This window comes from Flaviflexus salsibiostraticola (assembly GCF_003952265.1).
In the GTDB taxonomy this organism is placed as follows: Bacteria; Actinomycetota; Actinomycetes; order Actinomycetales; family Actinomycetaceae; genus Flaviflexus; species Flaviflexus salsibiostraticola.
Genome location: NZ_CP034438.1, coordinates 249,904 through 264,074, shown reverse-complemented (window position 1 = coordinate 264,074; position 14,171 = coordinate 249,904). Strand labels below are relative to the sequence as shown.

The window sequence follows — 14,171 nt, the reverse complement described above, 5'->3', positions numbered from 1 at the left end:
CCCTCCACCGTTTTAATGTGACTACTCGCAGGGCTGCCCGCTGGTCCGCGCCCTCAGCATCTGAGAGACGAGGAACGCGAGCTCGAGCGACTGGCCATGGTTGAGTCGCGGATCGACGAGCGTCTCGTAGCGCTGGGAGAGGATCTCCTCCGACAGCTCCTCCGAACCGCCGAGAACCTCCGTGACGGAGTCTCCCGTCAGCTCGATGTGGACGCCCCCCGGAACCGTACCCAGAGCGTTGTGGACCTCGAAGAAGCCCTGGACCTCGTCGACGACGTCCTCCATCCGCCTGGTCTTGTAGCCGTTCGTCGCCGTGATCGTGTTCCCGTGCATCGGGTCGGTCACCCACGTGACGGGACGCCCATCCTTCGTCACGCCCTCAACGAGGCTGGGAAGAAGATCCCGAATCTGGGAGGCACCGAGGCGGGTGATGAAGGTGAGGCGACCCTCCTCACCGTCCGGATTGAGCTTATCCATGAGGCGGAGAGCATCGTCGACGGTGCTCGTCGGACCGAGCTTGACGCCGATCGGGTTGCGCACCCGCGACAGCAGGTCGACGTGGGCGCCGTCCCACTCCCTCGTCCGCTCACCGATCCACAGGAAGTGTGCGGAGGTGTTGTACGGCTCCGAGGTGCGCTGGTCGATGCGGGTCATCGCATTCTCGTATTCGAGCAGGAGAGCCTCGTGCGACGAGTACATGTCGACGGTCCGAACCGCGGGGGAATCGATGCCGGCGGCCTTCATAAAACGCAGCGCCCAATCGATATCAGCCGCGATCGTCTCGTACTTCTTGTAGGCCGGGTTCTCCGTGAAGCCCTTATTCCAGGCGTGCACCTCCGACATGTCGGCGAAGCCGCCACCCGTGAAGGCACGGATGAGATTGAGGGTCGTCGCGGAGCGGTGGTAGGCATCGATCATCCGCTGGGGATCGGGAATGCGATCCTCCGGGGTGAAGTCGTGTCCGTTGACCGCGTCGCCCATGTACGCGGGCAGCTCGACGCCGTCCCTCGTCTCCATCGGATTCGAGCGGGGCTTCGCATACTGGCCCGCCATCCTGCCGATCTTGACGATCGGCAGGGCGGCACCGTACGTGAGCACGATCGCCATCTGAAGGATCGTCTGGATCTTTGCGCGGATCCTGTTCGCCGAGACGGAATCGGCGAAGGTCTCCGCGCAGTCACCACCCTGGAGGATGAAGGCCTCGCCACGGCCGGCCTTCGCGATCTCCGCCTTGAGGGTATCGGCCTCGCCCGCGAAGACGAGCGGCGGCATCGACCTCAGATAGACGGCGGCGCGGCGCACCTCGTCGGGGTCGGGCCAGGCGGGCTGGTGCTTGGCAGGCAGCTCGCGCCAATGCTCGAGCGAACGGTACATATCCATTTCACGTTCAGACACAGACTTGATCCTAATCCACGGGGCCCGCGCGGCGGAGTGCGGCCGCCACGCGGTCCCTCACTAGTCGGCCTTGAGGGGCTGGCCGATCGATGCCATGACATCCTCGAACCACGGGACGAACATGTTGAATGCTTTGCCGCCGGCGATGCGGGAGAAGTCGATCGCCTTGAGCTTGTTGCCGTCCTCCTCGTCGTGACCGACGACGCCGGACTGGCCGCGCAGGGCGGACTCGACGGCGTAATCGACCATACCCTTGATGAGGTGGAGATCCTCGCTGCGGGCCCGCGACGCGCGGGAGTAGTAGCCGGACTTCTGGACCATGACCTTCTCGGCGCCGAGGCGCTCGGAGAACTTGTCGGCGAACCACTTGCCCGGGTTGATCATGTCGAGCTTGACGTGGCCGAAGGGGTCGCGCGGGACCTCCTCGCCGGACGCCTCGAGCTCTTCGACGATCTCGTCGACGCCCGCACCCTCCGAGAGGAAGATGTTGACGTTGCCGTACTCATCCATGATGCCGCGCAGGCGCTCGACCTCGGTCGCGAAGTCGATGTCCATCTCCGGAAGGTAGACCGCGTGGATGTCCCAGCGCTCCTTCATGAGACCAGCGGACGGCACCCATTCCTGCTGATCGACCCAGGCGCGGTAATCCGCGGCGGCCTTGGCTGTCAGGTAACCGCAGTGGCGCCCCATGACCTCGTGGATGATGAGCATGCGGGGCGAGGAGCGGTGCTCACCGATGATGTTGATCGCGAACTCAGCCGACTCTTCAGCGGCCGTCAGTGCGCCGAGGGACTGGGCAATCGGGATGATGTCGTTGTCGATCGTCTTCGGAAGCCCGACGACCGTCAGCTCGTACTGGTGCTCGTGCAGGTAGGCCGCGAGATCGGCAGCCGTCGTGTTGGTGTCATCGCCGCCGATCGTGTGGAGGACATCGACACCGTCCGCACGCAGGCGCTCGGCAGCGACCTCGAGCGGGTTCTGGCCCTCGTCAACGAGGCCGCGGTTGACGAGGTCATCGACGTTGGTGAGCTTGACGCGGGAGTTGCCGATCGGGGATCCGCCGAAGTTGTGGAGACGGCCTGCGTTGGCGCGGGCCTCCGCATCAAAGACAATCTTGTTGCCGGTCAGCAGGCCGTGGTAGCCGTACTGGTAGCCGATGATCTCGATCTCGGGGTCGAGCTCGCTGTAGCGCTCGATGAGTCCGCCGACGGCGGAGGAGAGGCACGGTGCGAAACCACCGGCGGTCAGGATTGCGACACGGTTGAGGGCCATGATTAACCTTCCAATCTGGACAATACGATGCCCACTCTATCTGGCTTATCATCGGAAGCATGGCTCCGGACGATAAAGATGGACAGGGCGACGACACCGATTGGGAGCGCTACGCCGCGGAGATGGGCGACGCGTGGAACCGCGGGAATCAGCCGATCTTCCAGGAGCCGCGCCAACCTGAGGCTGCGGGACCGCGCGATTGGGTGCAGGGTGAGCTCGACGACGAGGCCCCGGAGGCCGCCGACGACGTGCTCGAGTCCACATATGCGGCGCAGGGGCCCGCTTTCGCCACGCCCCTCGAGAAGACTCTCATCACCGTCGTCGTGGTCAGCGTCGCGCTCATCATCCTGTCCGAGGTTTCGATCATCACTCTGTCACCGACGATGTTTATCGTTGTCGTTGTCGCCGCGGCCGCGGCGGCGGTCGCCTGGATCATCTCCTACGCGACCGGCAGCGATGATGACGATGGGATGAGGGTGTAGTGGCAGGAAGGCTCCTCCTTGAGGATGCCAGACGCGCGCCGGAGGGCGTCGATGTCCAGATGTCGTTCAGCGATCTGGGCACCGACCTGCGCGGCGTCACGTTCGTCGTCGTCGACCTCGAGACGACGGGTGGTCGCCCCGGCGCGGAGGAGATCACCGAGATCGGGGCCGTCAAGTCGATCGGCGGTGAAGTCGTCGGGGAGTTCGCCACCCTCGTCAACCCGAACCAGCCAATCCCGCCCTACATCACCGTCCTCACCGGGATCACGACGGCCATGGTCATGGAGGCGCCCCGGATCGCGCAGGTGCTGCCCGCGTTCTTCGAGTTCGTCGGGAACGCACCCGATACTGTGCTCGTCGCCCACAATGCCCGCTTCGATGTCGGGCATCTCAAGGCGGCGGCCGCCGCTCTTGCCCTGCCGTTCCCGACGGTCATGACGCTCGATACGGTCCAGCTGGCGAGGCGGACGATCACGAAGGACGAGACACCGAACTACAAGCTCGGCACCCTCGCCCGGGTCATCGGCACCGACGTCGCACCGACACACCGCGCTCTCGACGATGCGAGGGCGACCGAGGAGCTCCTCCAGTTCATGCTCGGCAGGCTCGGCCCGCTGGGCGTCAGCCATCTCGAGGACCTCAAGACCGTCACCGACCCGGTCCCGTACCGCCGGCGCCTCAAGGCGAACCTCGCCGATGGCCTCCCCCGGTCCCCCGGCGTCTATCGCTTCATCGGACCCTCCGGAGACGTCCTGTACGTGGGCACCTCGGTCAACGTTTATCGGCGCGTCCGCCAGTACTTCACTGCGGCCGAGAAGCGCCGCCGGATCGCGGAGATGGTCGACCTCGCCGTCCGCGTCGAGGCAACGCCGACAGCGACACGCCTTGAGTCCCAGGTCCATGAGCTGCGCGCCATCCAGTCCTTCGACCCCCCGTACAACCGCCGGTCGAAGCGCCCCGACAAACGTCCGTGGCTCGTCCTCACGAACGAGCCCCACCCCCGGCTGTCGATCGTCCGCTCCGTCGCGGCCGAGGACATGGCGGCCTCGCTCGGCCCATTCACGACGATGAAGGCGGCGAAGAAGGCGAAGGACCTGCTCGAGCGGACCTCGCGGGTGCGCACGTGCACGAGCCGCCTGCCGCTCATGCCGTCCCCGCAGTTCCGCGCCTGCTCCCTCCTCGAGATGGGACGGTGCTCGGGCCCGTGCGTGAGCGGCGAGCCACAGGAGGCGCTCACCATCGCCCGCACGGTGCTGTCCGGCCTCGTCGACGATGCGGTCGCGCACACGATGGAGAACCTCCGCCAGATGTCATCTCGAGAGGAGTTCGAACGCGCGGCCGATGAACGGGACCGCCTGTCCGCCCTCGTGACGACCGCCGCCCGCAGGGAGAGACTCTCACTCCTTGCAGGTACGGCTGAGCTGCGCGCCGCGAAGCCAACCGAACACGGCTGGGAGATCATCATCGTCCGCTGGGGCCGGCTGGTCGGCACGGCCGTAGCCCCAGGCATCCACGAGGTTGTCGGGGTCGCGGAGGCCCTGGCCGCATCGACTCCTTCAGTCGACGAGCCGACGGTCGCCTGCGGGGCGGCACCCGTCGAGGAGATGGAGCTGCTCTACGGCTGGGTCTTCTCCCCCGGCACGCGCCTCCTCAGCTCGCCCGCGACGTCCCTCGCCATCCCCCGCTCCTCGGCGCAGCGGCACCGGATCGACGTCGCTCGCTAGCGCCTCGGCGCCGCCCCTGAAGAGCGTAAGCTAGGCCTATTGAGGAAAGGACGTGTCATGCTGACAGCAATTGTGCTCATCAACGCCGATAGCAGCCGGATCCCGGAGGTCGCGGAAGGGATCACCCAGATCAAGGGTGTCTCCGAGGTCTACTCGGTCACCGGCGATCGAGATCTTGTCGCCATGGTTCGCGTCTCGGACCACGAGAAGCTCGCCGACGTCATCGCGGACAAGATGGGCAAGGTTGAGGGCGTCCACGACACGACGACCTACATCGCCTTCCGCGCCTACTCCCAGCATGACCTCGAGGCCGCTTTCCACATCGGTCTCGACTGAACCGCACAGACGGCATTCCCGTGACGTGAGGAGGGCTGGCAGCCTCAGCTGCCAGCCCTCCTCTTTGGTTGAATCTTCGGTGCCCGTCAGCCGCGCGACAGCCCAACCCAACGCGTGAGCAGGTCGGATGCTCGGCCGGAGTCAATGGTCTCTGCCGCGATGTCGACTCCGCGGCGAAGGCGCTCGATGAGAGAACCGGAGGCGGGCTCGATACCCGGCAGCCGGCCGTGTGCGACCAGGGCGCCGGCGGTGTTGAGGAGGACGGCCTCGCGAACCGCACCGCTCTCACCGCCGAGCACGCTGCGCGCCACTCCGGCGTTGTAGGCGGCGTCATCGCCGAGCAGGTCGTCGACCGTCGCCGGCGCCAGACCCAGGTCCGCGACCGCGTCAATCTCCGAGTACGAGATCTCACCGTCCCGCACCTCCCACACCTGGTTGGTGCTGACTGCGCTCAGCTCATCCATCGCATTGGCGCCCCTGAAGATGAGGGCGGAGTTTCCTCGCTCGGCGAGCACGCCGGCGACGATGGGCGCATGTCGGGCGCTCGAGACGCCGATGGCGCCCGAGCGGGGCCGCGCCGGGTTCGTGAGCGGGCCGAGCACGTTGAACGCCGTGCCGACGGCGAGCTCCCGGCGCGCCACGGCCGCGTGCCTCATCGACGGGTGGAAGAGGTTGGCGAAGAGGAAGGTGATGCCGAGCTCGTGGAAGTTGTCGATCACCCGCTCCTTCGGCAGGTTGAGGTCGACGCCGAGGGCCTCGAGGCAGTCAGCGGAGCCCGAGGACGAGGACGAGGCGCGGTTGCCGTGCTTGACCACCTTGACGCCTGCGGCCGCAATGACGAGGGACGACATCGTCGAAATGTTGACCGTCTTCAGTCGGTCGCCACCCGTGCCGACGATATCGAGCGTGTCGCCGTCGATCGCGACGGGCGTGGCGTGGGCGAGCATCGCGTCCGCCAGGCCTCGCAGCTCATCGACCGTCTCGCCCTTCGTGGCGAGCGCCGTGAGGAAGCCGGCGAGGATGACCGGGGAGGTCAGCCCCGACATCACCTCGTCCATCGCCCAGGCCGTGTCCGAACGATCGAGGTCCTCGCCCTGGATGAGGCGGGAGATGAGATCGGACCAGGTCCGTCCGCTCATCGTGCGCGCGCCCCGAGGAGCGTGGTGACCTTCTGCTGGATATCGCGGGGGTTGATGGGGAAGGTCGTCATCGAATCCGCCAGCGACCAGCGGCCGAGCCATTCGTCCTGCGGGCGCGCGATGAGGAGAAGGATCGGCGGACAGTTCTGGACCTCATCCTTTAGCTGCTTCGCAAGGCCCATGCCGCCGACCTTGGCGGCTTCGCCGTCGAGGATGAGGAGGTCGAAGACCTCCTGCTCGAGGAGGTCGAGCACACCGAATTCGGTCGCGGCCTCGAACCACTCGACTGTCGGCGCTCCCTTGCCGGGCCGGCGACCAACGGCCGTCCGCACCTCCGCGCGCGTCGACCGGTCGTCGCTGTAGACCATGATCTTCGCGGCAGTATTCGCCTGTGCGACCTCGGCATCCTGAGATCGTACGAGATCCGACATGCTGTCCTCCATCCAGAACTGGGTATATACAGGGGTCATACTATCGCGAAGCGGGCTCAATCCCATGGCCGGTCCGCCCCGGCCGGCGACGCGCCTGAGGAGTGGCTGAGCGGCGACACACCACCGGTGGAATTGCCCGGAGTGGACCGCCATCATGACTCGCCGCGGAAATCCAGCGGTGCCGCGACGAATCACACTGTCACGCGACCGGAAGAATGGGACATATCACCCCGATCTAGGACCTTTAGCCTAGAAAAAGCAGACGTTCAGAGTTTTTTGAGACATAATGTCGACTGTGAGTACAGCAACCTCGGCTGCCCCTCGTGCGCCACAGATTACGCGTCCCAACACCCTGTCCGTCGGTATCATCGTCTGGCTGTCCAGCGAGCTGATGTTCTTCGCAGGGCTCTTCGCCATGTATTTCACCCACCGGTCCGTCGCGGGCCAGGCGGTGTGGAGCGAGTCGGCTGACGTCCTCAACGTGCCGTTCGCAGCGGTCAACACGCTGATCCTCATGACATCGTCGATCACGTGCCAGTTCGGTGTGTGGAAGGCCGAGAAGCTCATCGCGCGCCGCGATGGAAGCCTGCTCGACGTGCGGCGGTGGGGCATGACCGAGTGGTACATGCTGTCCTTCATCCTGGGCGCCATCTTCATCTCACTCCAGATCTTCGAGTACGCCGAGCTGGTCGCGCACGGGGTGACGATCTCATCGGACTCCTACGGCTCCGTCTTCTACATCACGACAGGCTTCCATGCCATCCACGTCGCCGGCGGCCTTGTCGCTTTCCTCCTCATCGTCGGCCGCGCGCGGCTCACGAAGCGCTTCGGTCATCAGGAGGCCTCGACGGCGGTCGTCACCTCCTACTACTGGCACTTCGTCGACGTCATCTGGATCGCCCTCTTCTTCATCATCTACATCCTCAAATGATGACCTCACCCATCCTCTCCACACCCCCGATCAAGCGAGGCCACGTTGTTCACCGCTAAAGCCAGACGAAGCCGGTACGCCCCGGTCGTCCTTCTCCTCCTGGCGCTGTTCGCCACGGCCGGCGTCTATTCACTTATGGCGCCCGGCACCGCGACAGCCACCGCCGGCTCATCGAACGTGCAGGAGGGCGAGGCCCTCTTCGAGGCGAACTGCGCGACCTGCCACGGCGTCGATGGCGCGGGAACCGATATCGCCCCGTCGCTGACGGGCGTCGGTGCCGCCTCCGTGCACTTCCAGATGATCACCGGCAGGATGCCGATGGCGAACAACTCCCCGCAGGCCGAGGTGAAGCCCGCGCAGTTCAGCGAAGAACAGATCATGGACGTCGCAGCCTATGTCGCGACCCTTGGTCCCGGCCCCGCCATCCCGACGCAGGACATGGTCGATCCCGCGGGCGGCGACCCTGCCTCTGGCATGGAGCTGTTCCGCACGAACTGCTCGATGTGCCACAACGCCGTCGGCGCCGGCGGCGCCCTCTCCGAGGGCAAGGTGGCCCCGTCGCTCATGGACTCGACCCCGGTCGAGATCTACGAGGCGATGGTGACCGGCCCGCAGTCGATGCCGGTCTTCAACGACGCCAACATCACCCCCCAGGGCAAGCAGGACATCATCGCCTATATCGATCACCAGCAGAACGCTGAGTCGGTCGGCGGGAACAACCTCGGCTCAGTCGGCCCCGTCGTCGAGGGCCTGTGGATCTGGATCATCGGCATCGGCGGTCTCTGCCTCATCGCCGTGTGGATTGGAGCGAAGAAGTCTTGAACAAGGACATCCAGCCAGTAACCTCCGTGAGCAACGTCCCGGAGCAGCGCTTTGAGAACCCGGGTCTTCCCCCTCACACTCCGCGCAGGAACGAGTCGGATCCGAAGCTCAAGAGGCGCGACTCACTCATCGTGACGGGCATCTTCGGTCTATCGGCCCTCGCCTCGATCGCCGCAGTCGTCCTCTACTTCGTCCTGCCCAGCTATACGACGCTGGCCAATATCAGGCTCGGCAACCTCGTGCTTGGACTGGGACTCGCCATCGGCTTCGGCGGTATCGGCCTCGCCGCCGTGTACTGGGCGAAGGCGCTCATGAACGACGAGGAGATGGTGGAGAAGCGCGCGACGTCGCGAACCTCGCCGGAGGACCAGGCCCAGGCCGTGGCGATCATGCGCCAGGGCATCGCCGACTCCGGCGTCGCGCGCCGGCCCTTCATCACCGCCGCATTGGGCGGCGCCCTCGCCCTCGTGCCACTGCCGTTCCTCGTCCCGCTCATCGGCAACCTCGGTGAGCGCGGCGGATGGGACATCAGCCGTCTCAAGCACACGATGTGGGACCGCGGACGACGTCTCATGACCGACGGGCCCCACGACATGTCGCGCCCGATCAAGATGGAGGACGTGACGATCGGCTCGGTCTTCCACGTCATCCCCGAGGGGCTCAACGACCTGTCCCATGCCGAGGGCTACGCCGAGGAGAAGGCGAAGGCCGTTGTCCTCCTCATCCGTCTCGACGAAAAGGATCTCAAGGAGCCGGAGAAGTCCCTCGACGGGATCGTCGCCTTCTCGAAGATCTGCACGCACGTCGGGTGCCCGGTGGCGCTCTACGAGCAGCAGACCCACCACCTCCTCTGCCCCTGCCACCAGTCGACGTTCGACGTGTCCGACGGGGCGAAGGTCGTCTTTGGCCCCGCGAAGCGGCCGCTGCCGCAGCTGCCGATCACGGTCGATGAGGACGGCTACATCATTGCGGACGGGGACTTCCCCGAACCCGTCGGCCCGAGCTACTGGGAGCGTAAGAAGTGACGACACCGAAGTACTCACAGACGCCGAAGAAGAGTGGCGGGCCGCTCAACTATGTCGACGAGCGCGTCGGCCTGTCGGGCGTCGTCAAGGGCTTCGCCCGCAAGATCTTCCCCGACCACTGGTCGTTCCTGCTCGGCGAGATCGCCCTCTACTCGTTCATCACCCTCATCCTCACCGGCATCTTCCTCGCCATGTTCTTCGTGCCCTCGATGGGCACGGTGACGTACCCGATGGACGCGCTGCCGGTCACGGAGCAGGGCAATCACATGTCCGAGGCGTACGCCTCCACCCTGCGGATCTCGTTCGAGGTCAAGGGCGGCCTGCTCATGCGCCAGATGCACCACTGGGCGGCCCTCCTGTTCATGGCGGCGATCGTCGCCCACATGTTCCGCGTGTTCTTCACGGGTGCGTTCCGCAAGCCGCGTGAGCTCAACTGGCTCGTGGGCTTCACGCTCCTCATCCTCGGACTGCTCGCCGGCTTCACCGGCTACTCGCTCCCGGATGACGTGCTCTCCGGCAACGGTCTCCGCATCGCCGACGGCGTCGCCAAGTCCATTCCGGTGCTCGGCACGTGGGTGTCCTATGGTCTGTTCGGCGGGGAGTTCCCCGGCACCGAGATCATCCCGAGGCTGTTCACCCTCCACATCCTCGTTGTCCCCGGCCTCATCCTCGCGCTGGTCGGCCTGCACCTGCTCATGGTCGTCGTGCACAAGCACACCCAGTACCCCGGCCCCGGCCGCAAGGACGACAACGTTGTGGGCTTCCCCGTCTTCCCCGTCTACGCGGCGAAGGCCGGCGGCTTCTTCTTCATCGTGTTCGGCTTCATCGCCCTGCTCGGGGCGACGCTGTCGATCAACAACGTGTGGAGCTACGGATCCTATGATCCCTCCCCCGTGTCCGCAGGCGCCCAGCCAGACTGGTACATGCTCTTCCTCGAGGGAGCGCTGCGGCTCATGCCGGGGTGGGAGTTCGAGCTGCTCGGCTTCACCTTCTCGATGTCGATCCTCATCCCCGGCGTCGTCATCCCGGGCATCCTCTTCACCGCGCTGGCGGTCTATCCGTTCATCGAGGCGTACGCGACCGGCGACAAGAGGGAGCACCACATCCTCGACCGGCCCCGCAACGTTCCGGTTCGCACCGCGATCGGCGCCGTTATCATCGTCCAGTTCGTCATCCTCGTCATCGCGGGCTCGAATGACATCATCGCAACGCACTTCGAGATGTCTCTCAACGGCATCACGTGGGCACTGCGGATCGCGTTCCTCGCGGCCCCCTTCATCACCTTCTGGTTGACGAAGCGGATCTGTCTGTCGCTGCAGCGCCGCGACCGGGAGCTCGCGATGCATGGGCACGCGACCGGCAAGGTCATCCAGACGGAAGATGGCGCCTTCCACTCGGTGCACCGCCCGCTCGACGACTACAGACTGTGGACCCTCGTCCAGCACGATGTTCACCGCCCGATCCAGCCCGGACCCGAGGTCGGCCCCGATGGTCTGCCGAGGAAGGAATACAAGAGCCTCAGGCGCCGCTCTGCGGTCTCCCGGTTCTTCTTCGAGGACCGCGTCGAGCCGGTGACCAAGAGTGAGCTCGCCGCCGCGCAGGCCGCCCATCATCAGCTGGGGCATGGCGCTTCGCGACCGGGCGGCTCGGTCGCCCAGCTGGAGCGCACGGACAAGGGCCAGATTCGCCCGTGATTTCGCCATGAGCGGGTTCGGTGGAACCGGACCCGCTCATGGGAGAGACTGAAGGAACATTGATCCCTGTCACAGGGATCGGAACTTGGAGGATTATTCAATGGCACAGTACACACTGCCCGAGCTCGATTACGACTACGGTGCACTCGAGCCCCACATCTCCGGCAAGATCATGGAGCTCCATCACAGCAAGCACCACAATGCCTATGTGACCGGTGCGAACAAGGCGCTCGAGAATATCGCTGCGGCGAGGGAGGCGGGCGACTTCGCGACCATCAACCAGTTCCAGAGGGACCTCACCTTCAACCTCGGTGGCCACATCAACCACTCCATTTTCTGGAAGAACCTCTCCCCCAATGGCGGCGGACAGCCCGAGGGTGAGCTCCTCGAAGCCATCAAGGATGCATTCGGCTCCTTCGACAACTTCGTCAGCCAGTTCACCGCTGTCGCCACCGGCATTCAGGGTTCGGGCTGGTCTGTCCTCGCCTATGACTCCGTCGCAGGCAAGCTGACGACATTCCAGCTCTACGACCAGGCGAACAACGTGCCGGTCGGCACGCTGCCGATCCTCATGCTCGACATGTGGGAGCACGCCTTCTACCTCGACTACCTCAACGTCAAGGCAGACTACGTCAAGGCGTTCTGGAACCTCGTCAACTGGCAGGACGTTGCAGCACGACTCGAGGACGCCACGAAGGCAGTCATCGTCAAGTAGCACGTGCGCATAAGGGTGGTCGACTTTTCGGTCGACCACCCTTTTGCACGCCCGCCGGGCATCGTTTGAGCGGTCCGTCCCCGTGGGCCTGCCTGGCGCGCACGTGCACGGAGAACATCCACTGCATGCGGGGCTCCCGCGCCGCGAGGTAGGTTCGCCCGACCACGTCCCACGAGGAGAACGCCATGTCGAATGATGCCACCCTGAGTCGCCGCGTGCCCCTGCATCGCTGGGTGCGAAGGGCCGTGGCGATCATCGTCGTAGCGTGGGCGTTGGCCGCCGCTGTTCTCCTCACAGGTGGGAGAGCGACGGTGGAGTCACGGGAGTCCGGCGTGCGGCAGGCAGTGGCGTCCCCCTCCTCCGCAGTACTGCCCGCACCGGACAGCGAGCCGGTGACCCGGGCATCGGTCGTAGCCGGCCTCCATCGTCTCCTCGTCGAGGAGTTGGCCCTCCATGGAATCGGCCCGGACAGCATCGACCCGGTCATCCTCATGGCCTACGGCGAGTGCATGGTCGACAGGTTCTTCGACAGCGCGTCCGACGAGACTCTCTCAGCGATTGCTGTCGGCGATTCGGGCGCCGAGATCGGGGATCACGACCTCTTGGAGGCCGCCTCCCGGACCTGCACAGCAAGGCTCGAACCCGCCCAATGACACGGCTTCTATGACGCGCAGGTGACCTGTGCTGCACCGCTGGAGGTGTGTCCGCGGTGGCCCTCTCTGGGCAGAACAACCCACTCCGCCACAGGAGCATCCGAGTCAGTAGTGTTATCTTGTCGTGCGTACCACATCACAGTATGAGTAACATGGGTCCTTTGCCCCACACTCGCGATTGAAGGCGGACACGATGACCGACGATAGAAACACCCCCTGGGATCCAAAGCATTCGGGCGAGCCGACGGGTGGCCCGACCGGCCAGACGCCCGGACTAGGACAGGATGGCTTCCAGCAGAACGCCGAACAGCAGCCCGGCTACCACGGTCAGCCGCCTTTCGGCGCCGAGCAGGGAACCCAGCATGCGCAGCAGAGCCAGGGCGGGCCCTACGCCGCCCACGGCCAGCCTCCCTATGGTGGGCCCGGTCAGGGCGATGCACGCTATGGCCAGCCCCCTCACGGCGGCTACGGCAATGATCCCTATGGTCGCGAGCCGCAGCGCGATGGAAGCAGGACTCCACTCTGGATCGCCCTGGGCGTCCTCGCCGTCCTCCTCATCGGCGCACTCATCTTCTTCCTCACCCGTGGGGATGATGACAACGACGCTGCCTCTGACCCGACCCCGACAGCTGTCGAGGATGCGACCGATGAGGGCCCCGACGTCGAGGACGGCGGCCGGGCTCCCGAGGACGCACCCGACCAGGAGTTCGGCGATCCGAACGCGGACCCTGCAGCCTTCAGGAGCGGGATGGAGGACATCCTCGCAGAGAGTGGCCTCGATCAGCAGGCCGCCGAGGACCAGGGAATCACCTCAGACCAGTGGAACGCCTACTTGGACTGTGTGACAGACGAGGCCATCCAGCGCCTTCGGCCCGACGCCATCGAATCGATCTCGAACGGCACCGACGTCTACGACAACCATTCGGTGACGGAGCTTGAGGACATCGCCATGCAGTGCGGCGAAGAGGCCGGCACTCTCTAGTCGCCACCGCCGCCGCACCGCCGGCTTCAGCCCGGCACGGTGATTGTCCGGAGGAAACCATAGAAAAGCCTGGGAACAGGCGGTATGTCGCGGTTTTCGGCTGGAGCACACGCCGATCTGTGCGTAGAGTCATAGACGTTCATCACATTCAGTGACTTAAGGAGATTGTGATCACCATGGCCCACGATGACAAGAAGCATTACGACGACGACATGACCCACAAGGCGGGTACGGAGGACGAGGTCGATCTGGTTGGCGGCGAGGATACCCGCCACGCCGACTCGCGGCACCGTCCTCGACACGCGGACGGCGAACACGTGGGAGCGCGGGAAGACGTCGATGTGCGGGAGACCCCGCACCACGCCCACGAGAACGCCCCGTACAACCCCCTCTCCCCTCATGCGGACGATCCGGCTTTCGAGCCAGCGCCCCGAAGGACGATTACCTCCCGGGCCACGGCGGCGAGTACGACCAGACCCCGTACATCGCCCGTCAGGGTGAGGACCACCTGGGCCCCGAGGGTTCAGGCGAGTACGACCAGGAGCCCTACGTCGATCGGCAGGCCGCGCG

15 protein-coding genes are annotated in these 14,171 nt (G+C 65.4%); 10 read left to right on the top strand and 5 right to left on the bottom strand.

Annotation, left to right across the window (positions count from 1 at the left end; translation table 11 throughout):
- Positions 1–21: 21 nt before the first annotated feature.
- Positions 22–1,380: a class II 3-deoxy-7-phosphoheptulonate synthase gene (locus tag EJO69_RS01280; protein ID WP_126042251.1), complete on the bottom strand. Its 1,359-nt coding sequence runs from the start codon at positions 1,378–1,380 to the stop codon at positions 22–24.
- 75 nt (positions 1,381–1,455) lie between these two features.
- The gene (locus EJO69_RS01275; RefSeq protein ID WP_126038176.1) at positions 1,456–2,667 is read right to left on the bottom strand and encodes a pyrophosphate--fructose-6-phosphate 1-phosphotransferase; all 1,212 of its coding nucleotides are present in this window, start codon (positions 2,665–2,667) and stop codon (positions 1,456–1,458) included.
- Positions 2,668–2,726: 59 nt separating this feature from the next.
- Here EJO69_RS01275 and EJO69_RS01270 point away from each other — a divergent pair, with 59 nt between their 5' ends.
- The 3 genes from EJO69_RS01270 to EJO69_RS01260 are packed head-to-tail and all read left to right on the top strand — an operon-like array spanning position 2,727 to position 5,209.
- Positions 2,727–3,149, top strand: coding sequence for a hypothetical protein (locus tag EJO69_RS01270; protein WP_126038173.1), 423 nt, complete (start codon positions 2,727–2,729; stop codon positions 3,147–3,149).
- A complete protein-coding gene (locus EJO69_RS01265) occupies positions 3,149–4,873 on the top strand; it encodes a DEDD exonuclease domain-containing protein (protein WP_126038170.1) in 1,725 nt (574 codons plus the stop codon). Before EJO69_RS01270 ends, EJO69_RS01265 begins: the two co-directional genes overlap by 1 nt.
- A 57-nt stretch (positions 4,874–4,930) precedes the next feature.
- Positions 4,931–5,209: an Lrp/AsnC family transcriptional regulator gene (locus EJO69_RS01260; protein ID WP_126038168.1), complete on the top strand. Its 279-nt coding sequence runs from the start codon at positions 4,931–4,933 to the stop codon at positions 5,207–5,209.
- Positions 5,210–5,295: 86 nt separating this feature from the next.
- On the opposite strand, the gene trpD is transcribed toward EJO69_RS01260, so the two are convergent.
- Together trpD and EJO69_RS01250 are read right to left on the bottom strand one after the other, a co-directional pair.
- Positions 5,296–6,348: an anthranilate phosphoribosyltransferase gene (gene trpD, locus EJO69_RS01255; RefSeq protein WP_126038165.1), complete on the bottom strand. Its 1,053-nt coding sequence runs from the start codon at positions 6,346–6,348 to the stop codon at positions 5,296–5,298.
- Positions 6,345–6,779, bottom strand: a complete 435-nt coding sequence (locus EJO69_RS01250; protein WP_126038161.1) for a response regulator — start codon at positions 6,777–6,779, stop codon at positions 6,345–6,347. The genes trpD and EJO69_RS01250 overlap by 4 nt, the downstream gene beginning before the upstream one ends.
- A 295-nt stretch (positions 6,780–7,074) precedes the next feature.
- Here EJO69_RS01250 and ctaE point away from each other — a divergent pair, with 295 nt between their 5' ends.
- The 7 genes from ctaE (at position 7,075) to EJO69_RS01215 (ending at position 13,601) form a co-directional block, all read left to right on the top strand.
- Entirely contained in the window at positions 7,075–7,710 is a 636-nt protein-coding gene (gene ctaE / locus EJO69_RS01245) for an aa3-type cytochrome oxidase subunit III (protein WP_245993703.1), read from the top strand.
- Between the two features lie 45 nt (positions 7,711–7,755).
- A complete protein-coding gene (gene qcrC / locus EJO69_RS01240) occupies positions 7,756–8,532 on the top strand; it encodes a cytochrome bc1 complex diheme cytochrome c subunit (protein ID WP_245993701.1) in 777 nt (258 codons plus the stop codon).
- Between the two features lie 26 nt (positions 8,533–8,558).
- Positions 8,559–9,557: a cytochrome bc1 complex Rieske iron-sulfur subunit gene (gene qcrA / locus EJO69_RS01235; protein ID WP_211331464.1), complete on the top strand. Its 999-nt coding sequence runs from the start codon at positions 8,559–8,561 to the stop codon at positions 9,555–9,557.
- Positions 9,554–11,251, top strand: a complete 1,698-nt coding sequence (gene qcrB, locus EJO69_RS01230) for a cytochrome bc1 complex cytochrome b subunit (RefSeq protein ID WP_126038152.1) — start codon at positions 9,554–9,556, stop codon at positions 11,249–11,251. The genes qcrA and qcrB overlap by 4 nt, the downstream gene beginning before the upstream one ends.
- A 100-nt stretch (positions 11,252–11,351) precedes the next feature.
- On the top strand, positions 11,352–11,966 hold the full coding sequence (locus EJO69_RS01225) for a superoxide dismutase (RefSeq protein WP_126038149.1): 615 nt from the start codon (positions 11,352–11,354) through the stop codon (positions 11,964–11,966).
- Between the two features lie 185 nt (positions 11,967–12,151).
- Positions 12,152–12,619 (top strand): hypothetical protein, encoded by a 468-nt coding sequence (locus tag EJO69_RS01220; protein WP_126038146.1) that lies wholly within the window; start codon positions 12,152–12,154, stop codon positions 12,617–12,619.
- 193 nt (positions 12,620–12,812) lie between these two features.
- Positions 12,813–13,601 carry a hypothetical protein gene (locus EJO69_RS01215; RefSeq protein WP_126038143.1) on the top strand — a complete coding sequence of 263 codons (789 nt, stop codon included), beginning with the start codon at positions 12,813–12,815 and terminating at the stop codon, positions 13,599–13,601.
- A 26-nt stretch (positions 13,602–13,627) separates the two neighbouring features.
- Here EJO69_RS01215 and EJO69_RS01210 read toward each other — a convergent pair whose 3' ends face one another.
- Positions 13,628–14,002, bottom strand: coding sequence for a hypothetical protein (locus EJO69_RS01210; RefSeq protein WP_126038140.1), 375 nt, complete (start codon positions 14,000–14,002; stop codon positions 13,628–13,630).
- Positions 14,003–14,171: the final 169 nt, after the last annotated feature.

Coding starts and splice junctions, on each gene's coding strand:
- EJO69_RS01250 (WP_126038161.1), bottom strand. CDS start 6,779: ATGTCGGATCTCGTACGATCTCAGGATGCCGAGGTCGCACAGGCGAAT.
- EJO69_RS01225 (WP_126038149.1), top strand. CDS start 11,352: ATGGCACAGTACACACTGCCCGAGCTCGATTACGACTACGGTGCACTC.
- EJO69_RS01270 (WP_126038173.1), top strand. CDS start 2,727: ATGGCTCCGGACGATAAAGATGGACAGGGCGACGACACCGATTGGGAG.
- EJO69_RS01215 (WP_126038143.1), top strand. CDS start 12,813: ATGACCGACGATAGAAACACCCCCTGGGATCCAAAGCATTCGGGCGAG.
- trpD (WP_126038165.1), bottom strand. CDS start 6,348: ATGAGCGGACGGACCTGGTCCGATCTCATCTCCCGCCTCATCCAGGGC.
- EJO69_RS01275 (WP_126038176.1), bottom strand. CDS start 2,667: ATGGCCCTCAACCGTGTCGCAATCCTGACCGCCGGTGGTTTCGCACCG.
- EJO69_RS01220 (WP_126038146.1), top strand. CDS start 12,152: ATGTCGAATGATGCCACCCTGAGTCGCCGCGTGCCCCTGCATCGCTGG.
- EJO69_RS01260 (WP_126038168.1), top strand. CDS start 4,931: ATGCTGACAGCAATTGTGCTCATCAACGCCGATAGCAGCCGGATCCCG.
- EJO69_RS01280 (WP_126042251.1), bottom strand. CDS start 1,380: ATGGATATGTACCGTTCGCTCGAGCATTGGCGCGAGCTGCCTGCCAAG.
- EJO69_RS01210 (WP_126038140.1), bottom strand. CDS start 14,002: ATGAGGGGAGAGGGGGTTGTACGGGGCGTTCTCGTGGGCGTGGTGCGG.